General features: G+C 54.9%; 15 protein-coding genes. 6 read left to right on the forward strand and 9 right to left on the reverse strand.

Going from position 1 to position 17,947, the window contains the following annotated elements:
* Positions 1-224: 224 nt before the first annotated feature.
* Complete coding sequence (locus tag ACR3ZL_RS01045) at positions 225-2,663, reverse strand: multiheme c-type cytochrome (protein WP_473649736.1); 2,439 nt, start codon at positions 2,661-2,663, stop codon at positions 225-227.
* 392 nt (positions 2,664-3,055) lie between these two features.
* Between ACR3ZL_RS01045 and ACR3ZL_RS01050 the strand changes: the two genes are divergently transcribed.
* Complete coding sequence (locus tag ACR3ZL_RS01050; RefSeq protein ID WP_473649735.1) at positions 3,056-4,015, forward strand: dihydrodipicolinate synthase family protein; 960 nt, start codon at positions 3,056-3,058, stop codon at positions 4,013-4,015.
* The gene (locus ACR3ZL_RS01055) at positions 4,012-5,451 is read left to right on the forward strand and encodes an oxidoreductase (protein WP_473649734.1); all 1,440 of its coding nucleotides are present in this window, start codon (positions 4,012-4,014) and stop codon (positions 5,449-5,451) included. Before ACR3ZL_RS01050 ends, ACR3ZL_RS01055 begins: the two co-directional genes overlap by 4 nt.
* A 115-nt stretch (positions 5,452-5,566) precedes the next feature.
* Here the strand turns inward: ACR3ZL_RS01055 and ACR3ZL_RS01060 are convergent, their stop codons facing one another.
* Positions 5,567-6,343, reverse strand: coding sequence for an NRDE family protein (locus ACR3ZL_RS01060; protein ID WP_283434993.1), 777 nt, complete (start codon positions 6,341-6,343; stop codon positions 5,567-5,569).
* A gap of 362 nt (positions 6,344-6,705) precedes the next feature.
* Positions 6,706-7,170, reverse strand: a complete 465-nt coding sequence (locus tag ACR3ZL_RS01065) for a response regulator (protein ID WP_473649733.1) — start codon at positions 7,168-7,170, stop codon at positions 6,706-6,708.
* Positions 7,171-7,549: 379 nt separating this feature from the next.
* Between ACR3ZL_RS01065 and ACR3ZL_RS01070 the strand changes: the two genes are divergently transcribed.
* The 4 genes from ACR3ZL_RS01070 (at position 7,550) to ACR3ZL_RS01085 (ending at position 11,786) form a co-directional block, all read left to right on the forward strand.
* A complete protein-coding gene (locus tag ACR3ZL_RS01070) occupies positions 7,550-8,476 on the forward strand; it encodes a tetratricopeptide repeat protein (protein WP_473649732.1) in 927 nt (308 codons plus the stop codon).
* Between the two features lie 119 nt (positions 8,477-8,595).
* Positions 8,596-9,657, forward strand: coding sequence for an RluA family pseudouridine synthase (locus ACR3ZL_RS01075; RefSeq protein WP_473653438.1), 1,062 nt, complete (start codon positions 8,596-8,598; stop codon positions 9,655-9,657).
* A 197-nt stretch (positions 9,658-9,854) separates the two neighbouring features.
* Positions 9,855-10,973 carry a serine/threonine-protein kinase gene (locus tag ACR3ZL_RS01080; RefSeq protein WP_473649731.1) on the forward strand — a complete coding sequence of 373 codons (1,119 nt, stop codon included), beginning with the start codon at positions 9,855-9,857 and terminating at the stop codon, positions 10,971-10,973.
* 12 nt (positions 10,974-10,985) lie between these two features.
* A complete protein-coding gene (locus tag ACR3ZL_RS01085) occupies positions 10,986-11,786 on the forward strand; it encodes an inositol monophosphatase family protein (protein WP_473649730.1) in 801 nt (266 codons plus the stop codon).
* A 224-nt stretch (positions 11,787-12,010) separates the two neighbouring features.
* Here ACR3ZL_RS01085 and ACR3ZL_RS01090 read toward each other — a convergent pair whose 3' ends face one another.
* From ACR3ZL_RS01090 to ACR3ZL_RS01115, 6 genes are all read right to left on the reverse strand, one after another.
* Positions 12,011-13,141, reverse strand: coding sequence for a Gfo/Idh/MocA family protein (locus ACR3ZL_RS01090; protein WP_473649729.1), 1,131 nt, complete (start codon positions 13,139-13,141; stop codon positions 12,011-12,013).
* A gap of 203 nt (positions 13,142-13,344) precedes the next feature.
* Complete coding sequence (locus tag ACR3ZL_RS01095; protein WP_473649728.1) at positions 13,345-14,409, reverse strand: sugar phosphate isomerase/epimerase family protein; 1,065 nt, start codon at positions 14,407-14,409, stop codon at positions 13,345-13,347.
* 190 nt (positions 14,410-14,599) lie between these two features.
* Positions 14,600-14,869: a WXG100 family type VII secretion target gene (locus tag ACR3ZL_RS01100; RefSeq protein WP_473649727.1), complete on the reverse strand. Its 270-nt coding sequence runs from the start codon at positions 14,867-14,869 to the stop codon at positions 14,600-14,602.
* Positions 14,866-15,624 carry a tetratricopeptide repeat protein gene (locus tag ACR3ZL_RS01105; protein ID WP_473649726.1) on the reverse strand — a complete coding sequence of 253 codons (759 nt, stop codon included), beginning with the start codon at positions 15,622-15,624 and terminating at the stop codon, positions 14,866-14,868. The genes ACR3ZL_RS01100 and ACR3ZL_RS01105 overlap by 4 nt, the downstream gene beginning before the upstream one ends.
* 229 nt (positions 15,625-15,853) lie before the next feature.
* The gene (locus tag ACR3ZL_RS01110) at positions 15,854-16,609 is read right to left on the reverse strand and encodes an SDR family NAD(P)-dependent oxidoreductase (protein ID WP_473649725.1); all 756 of its coding nucleotides are present in this window, start codon (positions 16,607-16,609) and stop codon (positions 15,854-15,856) included.
* Between the two features lie 159 nt (positions 16,610-16,768).
* On the reverse strand, positions 16,769-17,944 hold the full coding sequence (locus ACR3ZL_RS01115; RefSeq protein ID WP_486173146.1) for an iron-containing alcohol dehydrogenase: 1,176 nt from the start codon (positions 17,942-17,944) through the stop codon (positions 16,769-16,771).
* Between the last annotated feature and the right edge of the window lie 3 nt (positions 17,945-17,947).

The following is a 17,947-nucleotide window of genomic DNA, read 5'->3' on the forward strand; positions in this document are numbered from 1 at the left end:
GTGGTCGCCGCCGGATTTGATTTTGACTTCGGATGAACCGGAGTCGTTGATGCTGCGCGGATAGATGGCGAGCTGCGTCAGCCTCGTTCCGATGAACGACGCTTTGATGCAAAGTTGCTTCGCAGCGATCATGACCCAACTGGAGGTGACGCAATAAGAGGCGTCACAGGAAGAAGAACGCCATCCCACTCGTGCTATTGTGCCATATGATCCCAAAGCGGTGTTTAGCTTGATCGCTTGTTCCGACGTCGAACCCAAGCAAGTACGCCGACGATGGCCAGTGGCACGCCGATGATTCCAATCGCTTGCACCCACGCGCTCATCAACACGATTTTGTTGATCAGTGAATTGTGCTGGTCCGCCGTCACTGGCATTTGACCAGCGTACTTGGCAACGTGATGTAGCAGGTTCACGGCTAGCGATTCATTGGGGATGTTTTGGTGACAAGCAAGACACGCACCCTCGCGACTCATGCGTGCTCGTTCCTCGTTGTTCAGCGCCCGCGATAACTTGAAGTGGTGTCCAATCGTTTGCAACTGATTGCCTTCCTCGTCGACAATTCGCGACCAGTCATCAGGAAGGTTTTCAATCGGCTCAAGTTGCGGCTTCGTTTTTTTGGGAAGAATCGTTCCGTCAACCGTTTCCAAATCCACGAACACGCGATCGCTGGGTGGCCGCGTTGAACGACCTCCGTCGATGCCGTAGCCCAACGCTTTCTCCGATGCGTGACACGACTCACAACTGCGAGCGTTTTTGGTCATCGTGTGGGGCTGCGTTGGTGACATATCGATTGCAAGCTGTCCCCCATCACCACCTCCTTCGGTTCCCTCCGGCGTCTTGAAGATGTGATTGGTCAGGATTGGCTTACCATCCGCTCCAATCACCGTGACCGACGGTTGGCAACCGGGTGCCAACGGCGTGACACGGCCTTCACCGTTGACGCCTAACATCGGCTCTTCCCAGCGCAGGTAGCTGCGATTCTCGGTGATCTTGCCTGGAATGATGGTGTCGTAGCCCGTCTCGCCTCGATCGGCTCGGTGCTCGGGTTCTTGGTGCTTTCGGCCCGCGGCCACCCAGTCAAAGTTGCTTTTCGACTCGTTGCATTCTGGACACTGGTCCTTTTGCGAAAAGTCGATCTTCACGTGACAACCGTAACACTGCGGTGCCCAAGACGCGTGACATGAATAGCATTCCATTTCTTTTAAGTGACTGGCGACACCACTCATCGCAACCGTGCCTTCTAAGCTCAGCTTGCCGGTGTCTTTGATTTTCTTGAGTGTGGGCGTGCGGATGTCTTTGCCCGCCGCGGTGTGCACGATGATGTCTTTGCCATCGCGAACGACATTGCCATAAGGATTGCCTCGAGCGGTCAACAAGTATCCGTCCTGGGGATCGTAGATCGTGCCTTGGGAGGTATGCGATTCGAGTTGGGTCGTCAGTCCTCGCGGGGCTCCCGTTGCGGATTCGTCCTGAAACTCATCCATGAAGCCCAATGGCAAATCCCATGGGTAGATGTCCGGGGTGCCGTGGCAATCGCTGCATTCAATCTGCACCGACCCGAGATTAGCCGCCGCCAGAAACCCGTCGCCGTGAACATCGATTGAAGTATGGCAATCCTGGCACGTCATGCCCTTTTGGTAATGGATGTCCTGTTCCATCGCGATGTAATGCTTCGTGTGCAACTTCGGTTGCGGCCCACCATCGGCGGCATAAGGAGCTTCGTAAGGCGTTTCCATCAAACCCTGAAACGAAACACCGATTCGCTTGCCGCGATCATGACACGTTGTGCAGGTTTCAACTGGAATCCCCGAATAGGTTTCCTCGTGTACGGTGACCTTGGCTTCCCGCGTTCCCTGGATGCTGTGTACCAGCATGTGCCCTGGAGTTTCATGGTCGATTGACTGGTCATCGCCCTCATAAAAGGCTTCGTTGCCGTAGGGAATGTGGCACGCACTGCAGCCCATGCCTCGGAAATCGCCTCGTTCTTGGCGTCCTTTCACAGCGAGGTGACAACGCTGGCACTCCTGGCGTATGTAGGTGTACGCAGCCAACGTAGGATCGTCTTTGAGCTGGTCCAATTGATCCAACCGCAATGCCTCGGGCAATTTTTCATGCCGGTCAACAAACACTTGCGGTTCCAACTCTTTCAGCTTCGCCATGTAGGCCTTGTAAGCTTTGCTTCCCGATCGAGCCTCGGGATCGCTTGGATTCTCAACCGCATAGTTGCCAAACTTATGCTCATACCCGGTCAGCCCACCGAACGACCAACACACCCCTTGGATTTTGCCAGCTTCCGTCATCATCAAACTTCGCCATTGCACGTCGACGTGTGTAGGGTGACATCGACCGCATGTGTCCGCGTTGACCCAAGGCGAACCAGGATCGGGATAGAAATCATCGCCACCGTGAGCGATCGTTTTGTCTTGGGTTTCGGTGGGATCCCCGTTGTGGCAAACAATGCAGCCGGCGGTATCACCCAGTTCGGCGCCTAGTGCCATGATCTGCTGCATCATCTCGGATCCTGATTCGCGGATCAGTTCGATTTCGCCATGACAGGTCATGCAGCCGCTGGAGGCGGATTCTGGGAACGCGTCGAGCATCTTCTCGCCGGCCAGCAACGGTTTCGCTGAAGAGGCGAACGTTGCTAGAGCGAGAACGAGCAAAAAATGGAGTGCCGTTGGATAAGCCGTCTGAACCGAACACATAAGGACAAAATCGTTTAACGAAAGTGATGAGCTGTCACGTGAGCATACCGGCAAAGCCGTTTCACTTCGTTGCCACCTTGGACCAACTTGTCTGTTTCTTCGTTAGCGAAACCAACAACGCTCAGATTTCACCGATCCGCAGGACTAGCTGTTTGCCTTGGCCCCGTTATCAGTCCACTTTGGCGACGTGATCGATCAAACGTCGATAGCTCGCTGAATTTGCTTGCCGCTCAATCTGGACGCGTGCCCGATTTGCGAATCGCTACAAATGCCTGATTCACCAAGACTTTGCTGCTAAGGACACCTAATCTGGTCGCGAATCCTTCTACCTACCACCAAGAGTTCTCACCATGTCGACGATTCATCCTGAAAAGATGATCCGATCCAAACGCAAGATTACGGGCATGTCCGCTATTTTACTGCCCTACCAAGCCGACGGCCAAATCGATTGGAACGGTTTTGATCAGCACGTAGTCAGCACACTCGACGCGGGACTCACCCCTGCGATCAACATGGACACGGGCTATGCCAATCTAATCGACGAGGACACTCGAACCGAGGCCCTACGACGTACCCAAGAAATCGCCAGCGGACGCAGCTACCTAGGTGGTGTTTTTGTCGGTGACCAATCGGGGGCCGCCTTTGATCTAGACGCCTACGCCGCTGGCGTCGATGCGGTGCAGTCCTTTGGCGGGACTCCGATCCTGTTTCAATCCTACGGCCTGACCTCCGGCAGCGAAGACGAAATCTTTGCCGCGTATGAGTCCATCGCACAACGATGTGATTCGTTCTATGCCTTCGAACTCGGCCAGATGTTCGCTCCGTTCGGAAAGATCTATTCGCTGGATCTCTACAAACGTTTGATGGGAATCCAGAACTGTCTGGGGGCGAAGCATTCGTCGCTGGATCGTTCTTTGGAATGGCAACGAATCGAATTGCGTGATCAAACTCGCCCTGAGTTTTTAGTGCTGACGGGCAATGACCTAGCAATTGATATGGTCATGTATGGCAGCGATTACTTGTTAGGCCTTAGCACGTTTCATCCCGCCGCGTTTGCCGCTCGCGACCGCATGTGGGCCGAAGGCGACGAACGCTTCTACCAACTCAACGATCTGCTTCAGTATCTTGGTACATTTGCCTTTCGGTACCCGGTACCTGCGTATAAGCATTCCGCCGCGATGTTCCTGAAACTTCGTGAACGGATCGCGACGAACCAAACCCATCCGGAAAGCCCCACCCGTCCCGATTCGGACATTGAAATTCTGCAGTTGATCGTCCGTGATCTAGATGCCTATTTGGAGACCCTATGAGCACTCCGTATCCACGAATCGCCGGTCTGAAAGACTACCAAGCCTTTACCGAGCACTTGGCGCAATCGGGCATTGAAATGCCCAGCGATGAAGAAGTTCAAACGGGCTCGGACAGTCCGCTAGGCCGATCACTGAAAGTCCACGGCCGAACGATCGGAAACCGTTTCAGTATCCTGCCTATGGAAGGTTGGGACGGTACTGGTGACGGTAAACCAACTGAACTGACTCGTCGTCGGTGGCGCAACTTCGGTCTCAGCGGAGCCAAGTTGATTTGGGGTGGTGAAGCAGTCGCCGTGCGGCACGATGGCCGAGCGAACCCGAACCAATTGGTCATCAATGACGCCAACCTCAGCGAGATCGCGTCACTGCGACAAGAATTAGTCCAGGCACACGAGGAAGCTTTTGAGACCAGCGGCGACTTGCTCGTCGGCATCCAACTGACCCATTCCGGACGTTTTGCTCGGCCCAACGATAAGAAGCGACTCGAACCACGCACCGTCCAGCGGAACGCGGCCCTGGACCGACGGGCCGGCGTGACCGATGACTCGGCCATCTTGAGCGATGACGAATTGAGTCAGTTGATTGATGATTTCATCGTCGCCGCCGTGGCAGCTGAAAAGGCCGGGTTTGATTTCGCCGATGTCAAACACTGCCACGGCTATCTCGGACACGAACTGTTGGCTGGCGTGGATCGCCCCGGACGGTATGGCGGCAGCCTCGAAAACCGGTCCCGCTTCTTACGCGAAATCGTCGAAGGCATCCGCGGAGCAACAAACCTGGAAATCGGCGTTCGGCTTTCCGTCTTTGATTACGTTCCGTTCTGTCCGGGTGAAGATCGAACCGGTGTTCCCGATGCCGACGCGGAACCGCATAAGGTTTTCGGTTCGACATCCGACGGTCTGGGGATCGATCTAACCGAACCATCCCAGTTCATCCAGTTGATGCAAGAACTGGGGATCCGCATGGTTTGCACCACCGCGGGCAGCCCTTATTACAATCCGCACATTCAACGCCCGGCGTATTTCCCACCCAGCGATGGGTATCACCCGCCGGAAGATCCCTTGGCCGGTGTTGCTCGTCAAATCGCAGCGGTAGCGAAGCTGAAACACGATCATCCCGAGATGCTATTCATCGGATCGGGTTACACGTACCTGCAAGACTACTTGCCCAACGTCGGCCAAGCCGTTGTGGATCGAGGCATGGCAGATTCCATTGGTCTGGGTCGAATGGTGTTGTCTTATCCGGACCTGCCTGCTGATGTTCTCCGGGGCAGTACCTGGCAGCGGAAGAAGGTTTGCCGAACGTTCAGCGATTGCACCACGGCACCGCGACAGGGAATCATCAGTGGATGTTATCCACTGGATCCGTACTACAAGAACATGGACGAGCGAAAGCAACTTCAAGAGATCAAGAAGGCACTCGCCAACCCGGCGTAACACCACCGGATCGACAACGTCTAAATGAAAAACGGACAGGCTCATTTGCCTGTCCGTTTTTTGTTGCTTGATAAAGTTCAGCGGCGAAGCGATCGCCGATTCAAAACCGGATCGCTTACGAGACTTTTGCCTTCGTGCGAGCTTCTCGCAAACCACGGCTCAAGATGTCACGCAGCATCGGCGAGTAATCTTCGTACTTGTTTTGGTCCGGAGCCCCGTTGCTGAATTGGTAGATCGCATCGCGGGGCTTGACGCCCAATGCGATCAGCGAGCTGCTGACCGTGGCGTAGTCGCCCTTGCGGACAACCATGCTGGGACGACCGGGTCCGACCGGTGCACGAGCGAAAACCTTGCTGGCGACAGCCAAAAACTTGACCGGGGAATCGAGTGTTTGCAGGGTCAACAGTCGGCGAGCCAGTTGCACGCGAGCGTCATCGGGGTCGTTCAAATTGCGAGCGCCGATGATATTCAGGCCCTCGTGCATTTCGACGACCTCTTGACGTTCGTCGGCGTGGATCGCATAACCGGCTTTTGCATCAGCAATGATGATGTTGCAGCCTTCGTAGCGATTCTTGGCAAACTCAGTTTGAGCCTTCTCAAGAGCACGACGCGATGACGTGCAACGAAGCAGGTCCATGGCGAGTTGGCCACGCGAACGCTGGCCGAACAAAGGTGTAACGGTGGCCCGGTTTGTTAAGCCAACGAAAAGACCGTTTTGATTCACACCCAACCAAGTGCCGCCACCTTTCTGGTCGATCCCGCAAAGGACTCGGGGTTTACCCGATTGGATCGAAGGCGTTTGGCTTGGTCGATCGACGTACTCTTCGCGATTGGCCGCGACAAGAATCGGACTTTCAGGAACCAAACGATACTGAACAGCGAGTAAGCACATCAGGGAGACATCCAACTTTCAAAGATCAGTGATTTCCAGTCTCACGCACATGATCACTCTCCTGCGAACACGATACTCGGCAACTATGCCAATGAATCATCGCGGTGCGACGACCCAAGCATAATCAAAGACCAACCTCGCCAAAGGCAATTTTGGGCCACCCCGAGTAACCCCCCACTGGAGAGCCTGGTGTGAATCATGAGGCAACAATGTAGCTAGGCGAGAATCAGCACCACACCCCCTTGTGGGGGGTTTCGCGATGTTTTATGTCGCAAAGTGGCGAACTTTGACGTTTGGGGGCCAGAATCTGAAGACGCGGGTGCAGAACATTCCCGCCGCAGTAACATCAGCCTTCTCAGCGACTAGCTCACCTGGCGAATTTCCCAAACGCCCTTGGGGGGACTGTTTAGCGAGACGATCGGTGGTGCACCCGTATTGAAATGCGAATCGATCACATGGACTAGCTGTTTGGGGCTGAACGGCTTCGCTAACACAGCCAACAACCCAAACTTCTCTTTTAGGAGGTTCTCGTTTAGCTCCGGTCCACTCGCCGTGCAGAGAATCGAAGCGGTGGAATTGGCCCGCGTGGGATTAACTTTCCGTTCCGCTCGCATTTTTTCTAATAACTCGATACCGGTGCAGATCGGCATTTGCTGGTCAGTAACCATCAGATCAAATTCGATCTGCTGCAACTGGTCCCAGGCTTGATTGCCATCGCCCACGCAATGAACCGTGTGTCCGGCACGCTCTATCGTGAACTTCAACAGGTGGCGAAACACTGGATCGTCTTCAGCGATCAGGACCACAATGTTGGGAGTCGTTGGCATGAAATTTCTCTCAAAGTCGATAGAAACACGGTTTTGTGTGCATTTTTAACATCGGTGCACCCAAGAGAGTTCCACGACATTCCAAGCTTCATTTCCGCTAAGTTGGCGTTCATCTGTTCCTGTTGTGGCGATCATTCAGGATCAGACACATTGTCGCACTGCCTACCAACCGCTTTACCTGAACGGGCGCCGACCTCGTTTGATCGATGGCTGAACGCGATTTGCGTGATGGCCGAGGATGGCCCGCCAGGCCCCAAAACCCAAGATTCCCGTCCCTCGATACGCTTTGTGGCACTTCAATTGTCTTGACGCTTACTTCGCGTGATTCCTATACTCCGCGACTTGTGTCATTTTCTCTAACGGCTTGGACCGACCACTGATGAATAGCGAGCGACGTCACGATCTTCAGGAAAACGAGTTGGCGACCGCCTTGGGGAAGATCAACGAATCCATCGACCCGTACTCCAAGCCAATCGGAATCGCCGTTGCAGTCGGTTTGATCGCTTTTCTGGGTTGGGGGTTTTACAACAGCAGCCAATCGGATCGTCGAAGTGATGCAACGTTACAGTTGATCGAAGCCTCGGTCAGCGGTGACAGCGAAACTCTGGCAACCGTCGCTGCCCAGTACGCTGACACACCGGCCGCCGCATGGTCACGTTTGTACCAAGGCAGCTCGAAGATGGGCGTTGGCATGAATGCCCTGTTCAACAGCCGCGATGAAGCGGAAGAACTGCTTAGCGAAGCCAGCGGTGCGTTCAAGGAAGCACTGAACTTAAGCAAGGACACCGTCATCCAGTCTCGTGCCTACTTTGGTTTGGCCCGAATCGCTGAATCGCTGGGTGATACTGAAGAAGCAATCAAGAACTACGAATCGGCCATGACCGTCGGCGAATCCGACGCCATGGTTAGCGAAGCGAAGAAGCGAATTGAAACGCTTTCCAAACCGAACGCGAAAGAGTTCCTGACTTGGTTTAACGAGCAAGATTTCGCTCCCGCCGATCCTGCCTCGCCACCATCCTTGCCAGGTGCGGGAACCCTACCGGATCTTCCAGACTTGGATTTCTCCAGCGAAGAAGAGGACATGGCTGCTGAAGAGACCGCGGAAGAAGGCACTGACGAGGAAGCCGCCGAAGAAGCGACCACACCGGCTGATGAGCCTGAAATGAAGGAAGCTGCCGCTGAGGAAACCGTCCCAGCGTCCGAAGAGTCTGCTACCGAAACCGAATCTGCTGAAGCAGAAGCAACTGACGATGAAGAACCCGTCGGAAGCCTCCCCAGCGATACGACTGAGCCTTCCGGATCTTGAACAATCCCGAAGACGCGGCATCAAGCCCTGAGCCCTCCGTAGACTCTGAAACCCTTGCCAAATACGGCCAACTACCAGCCAAGCCGCTGGAATCGTCGGCCGAGTATGACGGACAAGCGATCCGCCAGTTCGTCGTGCCTGAATCGGCCGACAAGACTCGCATCGACTTGTTCTTGACCCAATGCTGTGACGGCTACTCACGGTCCCAAATTCGCTTGGCCGTGCAGGAAGATGGCGGTGAAGTAGACGGACGCATCGTTCGCCCCAGCTTCAAAGTCCGGGCCGGCCAAACGGTTCGGTTTCGTTTGCCCGCTCCCGTTGCCGACGACACCGTCCCGGAGAATATCCCGCTGGATATTTTGTACGAGGACGATGGTTTGGTGGTCATCAACAAACCCGCTGGCATGGTTGTTCACCCTGCACGCGGAAACTGGACCGGCACCCTGACCAGCGCGCTCGCATTCCGCTTTCAGTCGTTGTCCGATGTAGGCGGTCCCACTCGTCCCGGAATCGTCCACCGTCTCGACCGCGATACCAGTGGCGTTATTGTCGTTGCCAAAAACAATGCCGTGCACCTGCACCTAGCGGCACAGTGGCACGACCGAAAAGTCAGCAAGCAATATATCGCGATCACCGCTGGTCGACTCGATCGCGATCGCGATTGGATTCACAACCCGATCGGTCGTCATCCCTATCAACGGGACAAAATGGCGATTCGTGAAAACCATGAATCCAGCAAGACTGCATCTACGTTCTATGAAGTCGTCAGCCGTCATGGACGCGTGACTCAAGTGAAAGTGTCCCCCAAAACGGGTAGGACTCACCAAATACGCGTTCACATGGCACATATCGGCTGTCCCATCCTTTGTGACCGCCTTTACGCGGGACACTCCACCCTTACAAGGTCCGGACTGGCTCGCGCAGCAGGAATTGAACTTGCCAGCGATGTCTCGACCGCGTCCATAAACCACCCAGATTCCTCCAGCAACCCAGCTTCTCACGATAAGGTTGCGAAACCGTCCGAGCCAGAGCCTCCGATTCTCGAGCGACAAGCTTTACACGCTCATAAGTTAACGTTCGTTAACCCACAAACGGGGACAGAGATGACTTTTGAAGCGCCGATCCCTGCCGACATGACGCGTGTGATAGAGTTACTGAGTGATTCGCCGAATCAAGCGTGAACGTCAATTCGTCTTCTGCGGTCATTCTGTCTATACTACGCGTCTCTGGGTGCCTCTTGTGTTTTGTGTCACTTCGACACACACCACCACTTCCTAAGACGGATCAGTAACCTGCACCTTCGTGTCAGGGGATCTTTTCTTCGTGATAGTGCATCCAAACACGGTGACAAGGAAGCCGCCAAATTCGGTCTGAACTTATGCCTGCGACCACACGCTACGAACCATCACCGACCGTTACCTACTTAGGTGCCGAATCTCAATCCTGCGACCCAAAACTGGTCGCTCGATATGACGAGTTGACCCGTAACCGAAAGGTATCGTGGACGAGTCATTACCGCCTGATCCGCATGTTGGGTCGCGGGGGACAAGGTGAGGTGTACCTGACCGAGTACCGCGGAACGGATAATTTCACGGTTCCAGTGGCTGTGAAAATCTTCTCGCCCGAGCGGTTCAGCGATTCTCGCGCCTACGATGAAGCGATGCAACGAGTCGCCTCGATCGCCGCTCGCGTCGCGATGATCCAGCACGACAACCTGCTCGACGTCCAAAACTTCTTTGAGCGTGATCGCATTCGCATCATGTTGATGGAATGGATCGACGGCTATGACTTGCGGCAACTGGTCATGCCCAAGTGCTTAGAATTGCTTCGTGAATACGTGCATCCCAAGCGATGGCGTTACATCAACGAAGTCATCATGACCGAAGGCTTCGAACAATCCCGCTTTAAAGCTGGCGTTGCGGTGGCGATCGTGCGTGAATGCTTGGCTGCCCTAGCGGCGTTGCACCGGGAAGGCATCGTCCACGGTGACGTGAAGCCAGCCAATATCATGCTCAAGCGAAGTGGCCACGCCAAGCTGATCGATATGGGTTCTTCGATCGACTACCACAACCCACCGAACGAACGGGAATGCACACCGCTCTATGCGGCTCCTGAGGTGCTCGAGAATCGTCCTGCGTCGCCGCGGAGCGACTTGGCGAGCCTGGGTTATGTGTTGGTGGAATTGCTTGCCGGTGTGAATCCGTTCTCCGGTCTGACCACATTGGCGGATTTCTTGAAAGCCAAATGGGAACTTCCTAATCAGCTCGATCGGATTCTGCCGGAAGAAGTTCTGTGCAATCAATTGCTAATGAACTTCTTGCGGGGCCTGATCGCTCCGGATCCGACACGGCGATTTGTCAGCGCCGAAGAAGCCGAACACGTCGAGCAAGGTGCCGCCGCGTTCCATCGTCAGTTGATTCTCAGTAACATGTCGACGGAGTACGACAACGACATCCGTTTGTGGCTCGAAGAGCTGCGACACCTCGAGAACGACTGAAATTGATCCACGATGGATAACGATCATCTACAGGTAGCCATTGAAGCTGCCCGGGCTGGTGCCCACGAACTCATGTCCCGTTGGGATCATCGTGTGGTGCAGGAAAAAGGGCCCAAGGACCTCGTCACGGACGCGGACCTTGCTTCCCAAGCAGCGATTCGAGGCATTCTGGAAAAGGCGTATCCTGATTACGCCTTCGTCGGCGAAGAAGAGGGCGAAAACGAACCACCGGCATTGGTTGCTCAAGGAAGTCCCGACGCGCCGCCATGCTGGGTCGTCGACCCGCTCGACGGCACGATCAACTATGTCCATCGTCTGCAAAGTTTCGCTGTATCGATCGGTCTGTACGCCAACGGCAAAATGCGGTTAGGTGTGATTTACGATCCAACCCGCGACGAGTGGTTCACCGCCATCGACGGCCAAGGAGCCCACTGTAACGGCCGTGTGATGAATTCCAGTGATTGCACCGCACTGGACGAAAGCTTGCTCGCCTGCAGCTTTCGTGCGGGCGTGACAGCCGATTCACCCGAAGTCAGTCGCTTTGTCAGCGTCTTGGAATCGTGCCGGTCTCTTCGTCGACTCGGCTCATGTGCACTGAATATGTGCTACGTCGCTGATGGACGCCTTGATGGTTACTGGGCTACCAACGTTTGCGCGTGGGACTCTGCCGCCGGCACCGTGATCTCTCGCGAAGCTGGTGCGACATTGACGGGTTACAACGAAGCCCCGTTCGACGACTGGAATCCTAAATTCTGCGTCAGTGGCACGAAGCAACTTCATGATGTGTTGCTCGCCAAACTGGCTGACATCTAGGTATTTAGTCCCTATCTATACTTCAGGGTGATACCAAGCGGCTTGCGCCGCTTCGCTACGATTTTTAGACGGAACAGCGTGAGCCGTCCCGTTTCGAAACCCCGAGGCATGCGGTTCGACCGTCGTGGACAAGGCGACGAGTCCCCGCTCAGCTAGAGTCAAAGGGACTTTTCACTCGTCCAAACCCCGGAAGCTAAATCGAGGCGGCGAACCAGCCGTCTAGCCTACACATCTTTCCAGCAACGCTGCGCGGCGCTATCAAGCACTGCGTCGCAAACCTTCTGGGTTTCCAAAGCATCGCGGAAGTTGGGGTGCACGTCCTCACCTGTTTCGACTGACTTCAAGAAGTCGGCGACTTGGTGAATAAAGGAGTGCTCGTAACCGATTTGCAATCCTGGAACCCACCAGTTGCCCATGTATGGCTGATCGCCATCACTAACATGAATACTGCGCCAGCCACGAACGATCGAATCGTCAGCGTGATCGAAGTATTCCAGTCGGTGACAATCGTGCAGGTCCCAGCGAATCGACGCGTGTTCGCCATTGATTTCCAGCGTGTAAAGCGCCTTGTGTCCGCGAGCGTAGCGGGTCGATTCAAACAGACCCAACGAACCGTTCTCAAAGTGGCAGTGGAAAGCACACGCATCGTCAATATTGACCGGCATCTTCTCGCCGGTTTCGGCGTGGGTCCGTTCTTTCACGAACGTTTCCGTCATCGCCGAAACATCTTTGATGCTGCCGTTGAGCCACAGTGCGGTATCAATGCAGTGAGCGAGCAAGTCGCCCGTCACGCCACTACCAGCGGCTTCCGCATCCAGACGCCAAGTCGCTGCACCACCTTGCGGAACGTCCGCGTTGATCGTCCAGTCTTGTAAGAAGTTTGCCCGGTAATGGAAGATTTGCCCAAGGCGTCCTTCGTCGATGAGTTGCTTGGCGAGTGTGACAGCGGGAACGCGGCGGTAGTTGTACCAAACCATGTTCTTCACGCCGGCCTTTTCAACGGCCGCACACATCTCTTCGCCTTCAGCCTGGTTCATCGCGAGTGGTTTCTCGCAAAGAATCATCTTGCCGGCTTCAGCAGCGGCGATCGAGATCTCTTTATGCAAGTTGTTGGGAACGCAGATATCAACGGCATCGATGTCATCCCGCTTCAATAGCTCTCGCCAGTCAGTTTCGATCGACTCGTAACCCCAGGTATCGGCAAAAGCTTGAGCCTTCTCGGCGTTACGAGCACAAACGGCTTTCAAAACCGGTTTAACTTCGCAAGGAAAGAAGTGGGGTGCTTGGGCGTAACCATTGGTATGCGCCTTGCCCATGAAGCCGTAGCCGATCATTCCAATATTGAGTTTCTTCATCGTTGTCGTTGAATCTTAGTGGTAAGAGATAGGTTTCAAACAGTGAGCGGCAATCCGCTTATCGTTTCAATTCGACGGTAGCGTTTCGACTTGTCGAGAACGAAGTACACAACCGGACGGCTAGCGCCTTTCCGCGACGCTATTCACATCAAAGCGTGACCCCGGTTGTTTTGGTATTCCTAAAGTCGAAGGCACGCCGTCCGCTAGGTTGCCGATTCGTTCCAGCCGTGAGCGTCTTGAACGCTTAGCATGGCGCCAAGGATATCGTTCCAAGTTTCCGGCTTGTGCATCACCTCGTTCGGGAACATGCAACCGTCCCAGCAAATGTGACGGCACACTTGCAACACGTCGCCGTGTTCGTCTCGGAGCCAATGCGCCGCATCAGTAGCGATGTCCAACTTGCCATTGGGGTCGTTAGGAAGGCAGTGTCGACCGGTCTTGTCGTGGCTTCCCGTTCCATGAACAGTTGCATCATTTTGAGCGACATGGAAATCGATCGTCCAAGGGCGAAGAGCATGAGTCAATTCATGCAACGCTGCAGCCTTCTTTTCGCTGTCCTTCCAATCGAAATCAGTCGGCAGGATCGCGTCTTCGGGAGCGTTGTATCCCAACAGGTACAACAACGTGTGCGCCATGTCCGCTTGGAAACCAAGTCGTTCAGGATGCCCAACTCGTTCCAACAGATCGACCATCGAACGCCATGAGTGCATCCCGCCCCAACAAATCTCGCCTTCCGCAGCGAGCCGTTCGTCGTATTCTTCGGCGATATCACAAGCGGCTTTGAACGTGTCAGCGATCTTGCTTTGATTGCCCTTGGGATCTTCGAACCAATCCGCCGTTGAAGTGGCGCTGTCGATTCGCACGACACCATTAGGACGCACGCCCAATTCACGCAGCTTCTTGCCGATCTCGCATCCCTTACGAACTTGGGTCAAGAACGCTTCCACCTCGTCGGTATCGCCAGCCGCTCGGCCGCCGCCCGTGGGTGGCCACACCGGGGCAACCACCGTGCCGATATCGAGCGAACGACTTTTGACCAACTCGGCGACGTCTTCGAGTTGCTTGTCGGTCGCATCAATGGAAATGTGCGGATCGGACAAGAAGATATCAACGCCATCGAACTTCCGGCCATCCACTTCTGCAGCCGCGGTCAGGTCAAGCATTTCTTCCAGCGGGATGACTGGGTTAGCGTCATCGTCGCCTTTACCAACCACGCCCGGCCACGCGGCGTTGTGCAATTTCGGATAGTTGTTGGGATGTTCACTCATGAGATTCAGCTAGTTGAAATTCGAAAAACGGAAACACATTGAAAGGTCGTATACCTCGGAAGACTCGATCGATACCGATCAAGCTTCACTCATTCAATTCAAACCAGTGGGGTGATTATGGGCCGGTTCACTTCGTGGCGGACACTCAAACGATTCTCGCACTGGATCACGGTTCGAAGGGAGTTGCTATCTATCGGCCCAAATAGGAATCAAGCTGTTCAGCTTTGCGTAACAAATAGGGCACGTGTTCGTCGGTGGACTGGATCAAACGCTGCAATTGCCTCATTTGATCCTGAAACTCTTGACTGAACTTTCGCTGCTGTTCATCTCGCCAGGTTTGTTCCAGTTGATTCATTTGCGCCGACAGCGATCCACCGCGTTGTCGCAACTCTTCGGTGAAGTGTGCTAGCTGTGCCGCGAACTGGCGGATTTGATCGGGATCCCCGATAGCTTGATTCATGCTGTTGTCGCCTTTGCAGTGGCACCGGATTCCGATTCTAAAATCGTCGCCAGCGTTGACTGGTATTGTTCCAAGGTCGCCGTCAGGCCATGTCGTTCCGCTAAATCTATCAGCATTTTCAAAGCTGCGATTCGCACCTTCGTGGGGCTGGGCACCGCTCGCCGCAAGGAAGCGTTGCGTAGGTACCGCATCGCTTCGGCATCGTTCCCCAAAATCAGATGACAACGCCCCTGCCAAAACGCCGCCGTGCTGCTGTGTTGGGCGACTTCTTCGAGAGGCTTCAGTTGCGTCAACGCCTCTTCGTAGCGTTCCATGTCATACAACGCCTCGCCGAGAATCAATCGCAAGTGTTTCATCTCGGGGTCTCGCGCGATCCGTGCCTGGCAAACCTGAATCCGACACGTTGCCCAATCCGTCTGACAACGTTCGAGTTCCGTATCCGCTAAGGCACTCTTCGCCTTGGCCGCCATCTCGCGTACTTCGCCCAATTGCTGCATCGACCTTGCCAAACGTGCCTCTTCCCACTCCCACAACACGGTCGCATCTTTGGGGAAGACTTCGTGTGCTTTCTTGAGCGTCTTGGCCGCGTTGAGAGGCCGATTTTCGCTCCGGTAAATCGCTGCCAATTCGAGATAGGCATCTCGATCGGTCTGCACGTCTCGCAACCGATGCTCGAGCTCTTGCCGACGAACCGGACCAGCTTTGCTGTCCTGCGAATCAGTCGGTTGTTCGGATGGAGACCCAGACGATGGCATGGAGGTCCGAGATATTCGACGTTTTAGGGGCGGGGAAGGATCAGGAATGCTCAATATAACCACAATCGACGCCCGTGTGGTTCGCTACGGTTTGGCGGTCGCCAAGACTGGAATACGACGTCCTAACCAAAACCAGGGCAAGACAACCAGTGCTTTCGCTGGATTTATGTTTTTGGCAAACGGCACAAGCCGTCTAGCACCCACCATGAAATCTAAAGCTCTCGAACCGCTACGTCAGCATTTGACCACCATCGACAGCCAAAATTTGGCCGGTGGCCATCTGGCTGCCCGTTGCGAAGAACAGCACCGCGTCAGCGATATCGTCCGGTTGGGAAGGTTTGGGAATCGGGTAATTAGCAACCATCTCATTAAGATCCCAATCCGGATTGCCCTCCCGAATCCATCGGCTATCGATCGGCCCTGGACAAACCGCGTTGACGCGAACGGCAGGCCCCAAAGCACGAGCCAAGGACTTTGTCATCGTGTTCATCGCTCCTTTGCTGGCACAGTATGCGATACACGATCCTGATCCGGTCATGCCCGCGACCGAGCTGACATTGACGACACTGCCACCCTCACCTTCTTGAAGCAGTTTTGCCGCGGCGCGGGTGACAAAGAACGCTCCCTTCAAGTTCACGCCCAAAATGCGATCCCAAGCTTCGCTGGTCATCGCTTCCAAGTTGGAGTGTTCGATGAAGTCCGTTACCGCAGCATTATTCACCAAACAATCCAGCCGCCCATATTGCGATTGCACCTTGTCGATCATCTGCTGAACTTCATCTTCGACGGACACATCAGCCCGTACCACCAAGACGTTTCCACCTTCCGCTTCGATGTCCGCTGCGGTTTGCGAGGCCGCGGATTCGCTACGTGAGTAGTTCACCACCACCGCGTAACCACGGCGAGCAAACTGCAAGGCACAAGCTCGACCCACGCCCGTAGCGGAGCCCGTCACCAAAGCGACCGGTTGGTTGGAAAGTGACATCAAGCAACCTATTGCGGCAAACTAAAAATTAGAAATTTCGGACTACAACGACGCAAAGCACGATGACGCAATGACTGAGCGACGCAATGACTGAGCGACACAGCGTTCAATCGACACAGTGATCAAGCTTGCTCAACGCACCTTCTCTATCCAGTAGCGTCAGGCAACCTCGCGGTACAGCATCCGAACGGAATCTTCATCCAAGGCGATTGGATTGAACGTCCCCGTCCACTGTTCCAAAGCATCGTCGACGAACATGCCGATATCCGATGATGGAACCGATAGCTCATCCAAAGTCGTCGCCAAGCCGGCCAACCGCATCCAGTGCTCGACGAGTTCCGCCAATCGGTCCGGTGCGTCTTTGACTTGAATTTCGGGCTCGATTTCCCGCATCAGTTCCGCGTACCAATCTGCGTGCTCGGTGCCGTTGAACCGCACCACAGCCGGCAACATTAAGCCGACCGCTTGACCATGAACGATATCGTGACGGGCGGTCAACGGATTCGCCGTTGCATGCACCGCGCCTAACATCGACGTTTCAATGGCCATTCCCGCCAACGACGCACCCAATTGCATGTCACAACGCGCGTCGACGTCACTCCCGTCAGCGATGACCTTTTCGAACGACCGAGCGAGCAAGCCAAACGCTTGACGACTGTACATCGTCGACATCGGATTTCGGCGGCGCGTCACATAGGTTTCGATCGCATGCGAAAGTGCATCGATCCCTGTCAAAGCCGTAATCCGAGCCGGCTGAGTCAGTGTTAATTCCGGATCCAATACCGCAATTTTGCAGGCTGCCTTGGGATCGCCACACGCCATCTTGATGTGCGTCTGATCATCACTAATCAATGCGAAACTCTGCGTCTCGCTGCCCGTCCCGGATGTCGTGGGAATCGCGATCATTGGAAGCATATCAGCGGTCGCTTTACCAACTCCATGATAGTCATGGATCCTGCCGCCGCCGCTGTACACAAAGTTCATCCCTTTGCAGCAATCTAGACTGCTACCGCCGCCCAAACCAATCAACACATCGGGCTGAAATTCCGCTGCGGCCTGGACCGCCCGGTCAACCATCGCCGAGGTCGGGTTCTCGCCAAAATCGTGAAAGGAGCCGACTTGTAAGCCAGCCTCTCGCAACTGATCGGCGACCCGGCCGAAGTGTCCGGCTTGAACGATGCCTTCATCACTGACAACCATCACCCGTGCCGGACGTGTTCCGATCGACACCAGCGACTTCACATACGACGCCACGTCAGCCGAGGAACCCGGCCCACAAATCAGGCGAGTTCGTGGCTGAATATCGAATGTCAAAGTATTCGTGAACGTTTTCATTTC

This window comes from Rhodopirellula sp. J20-39, assembly GCF_057365095.1.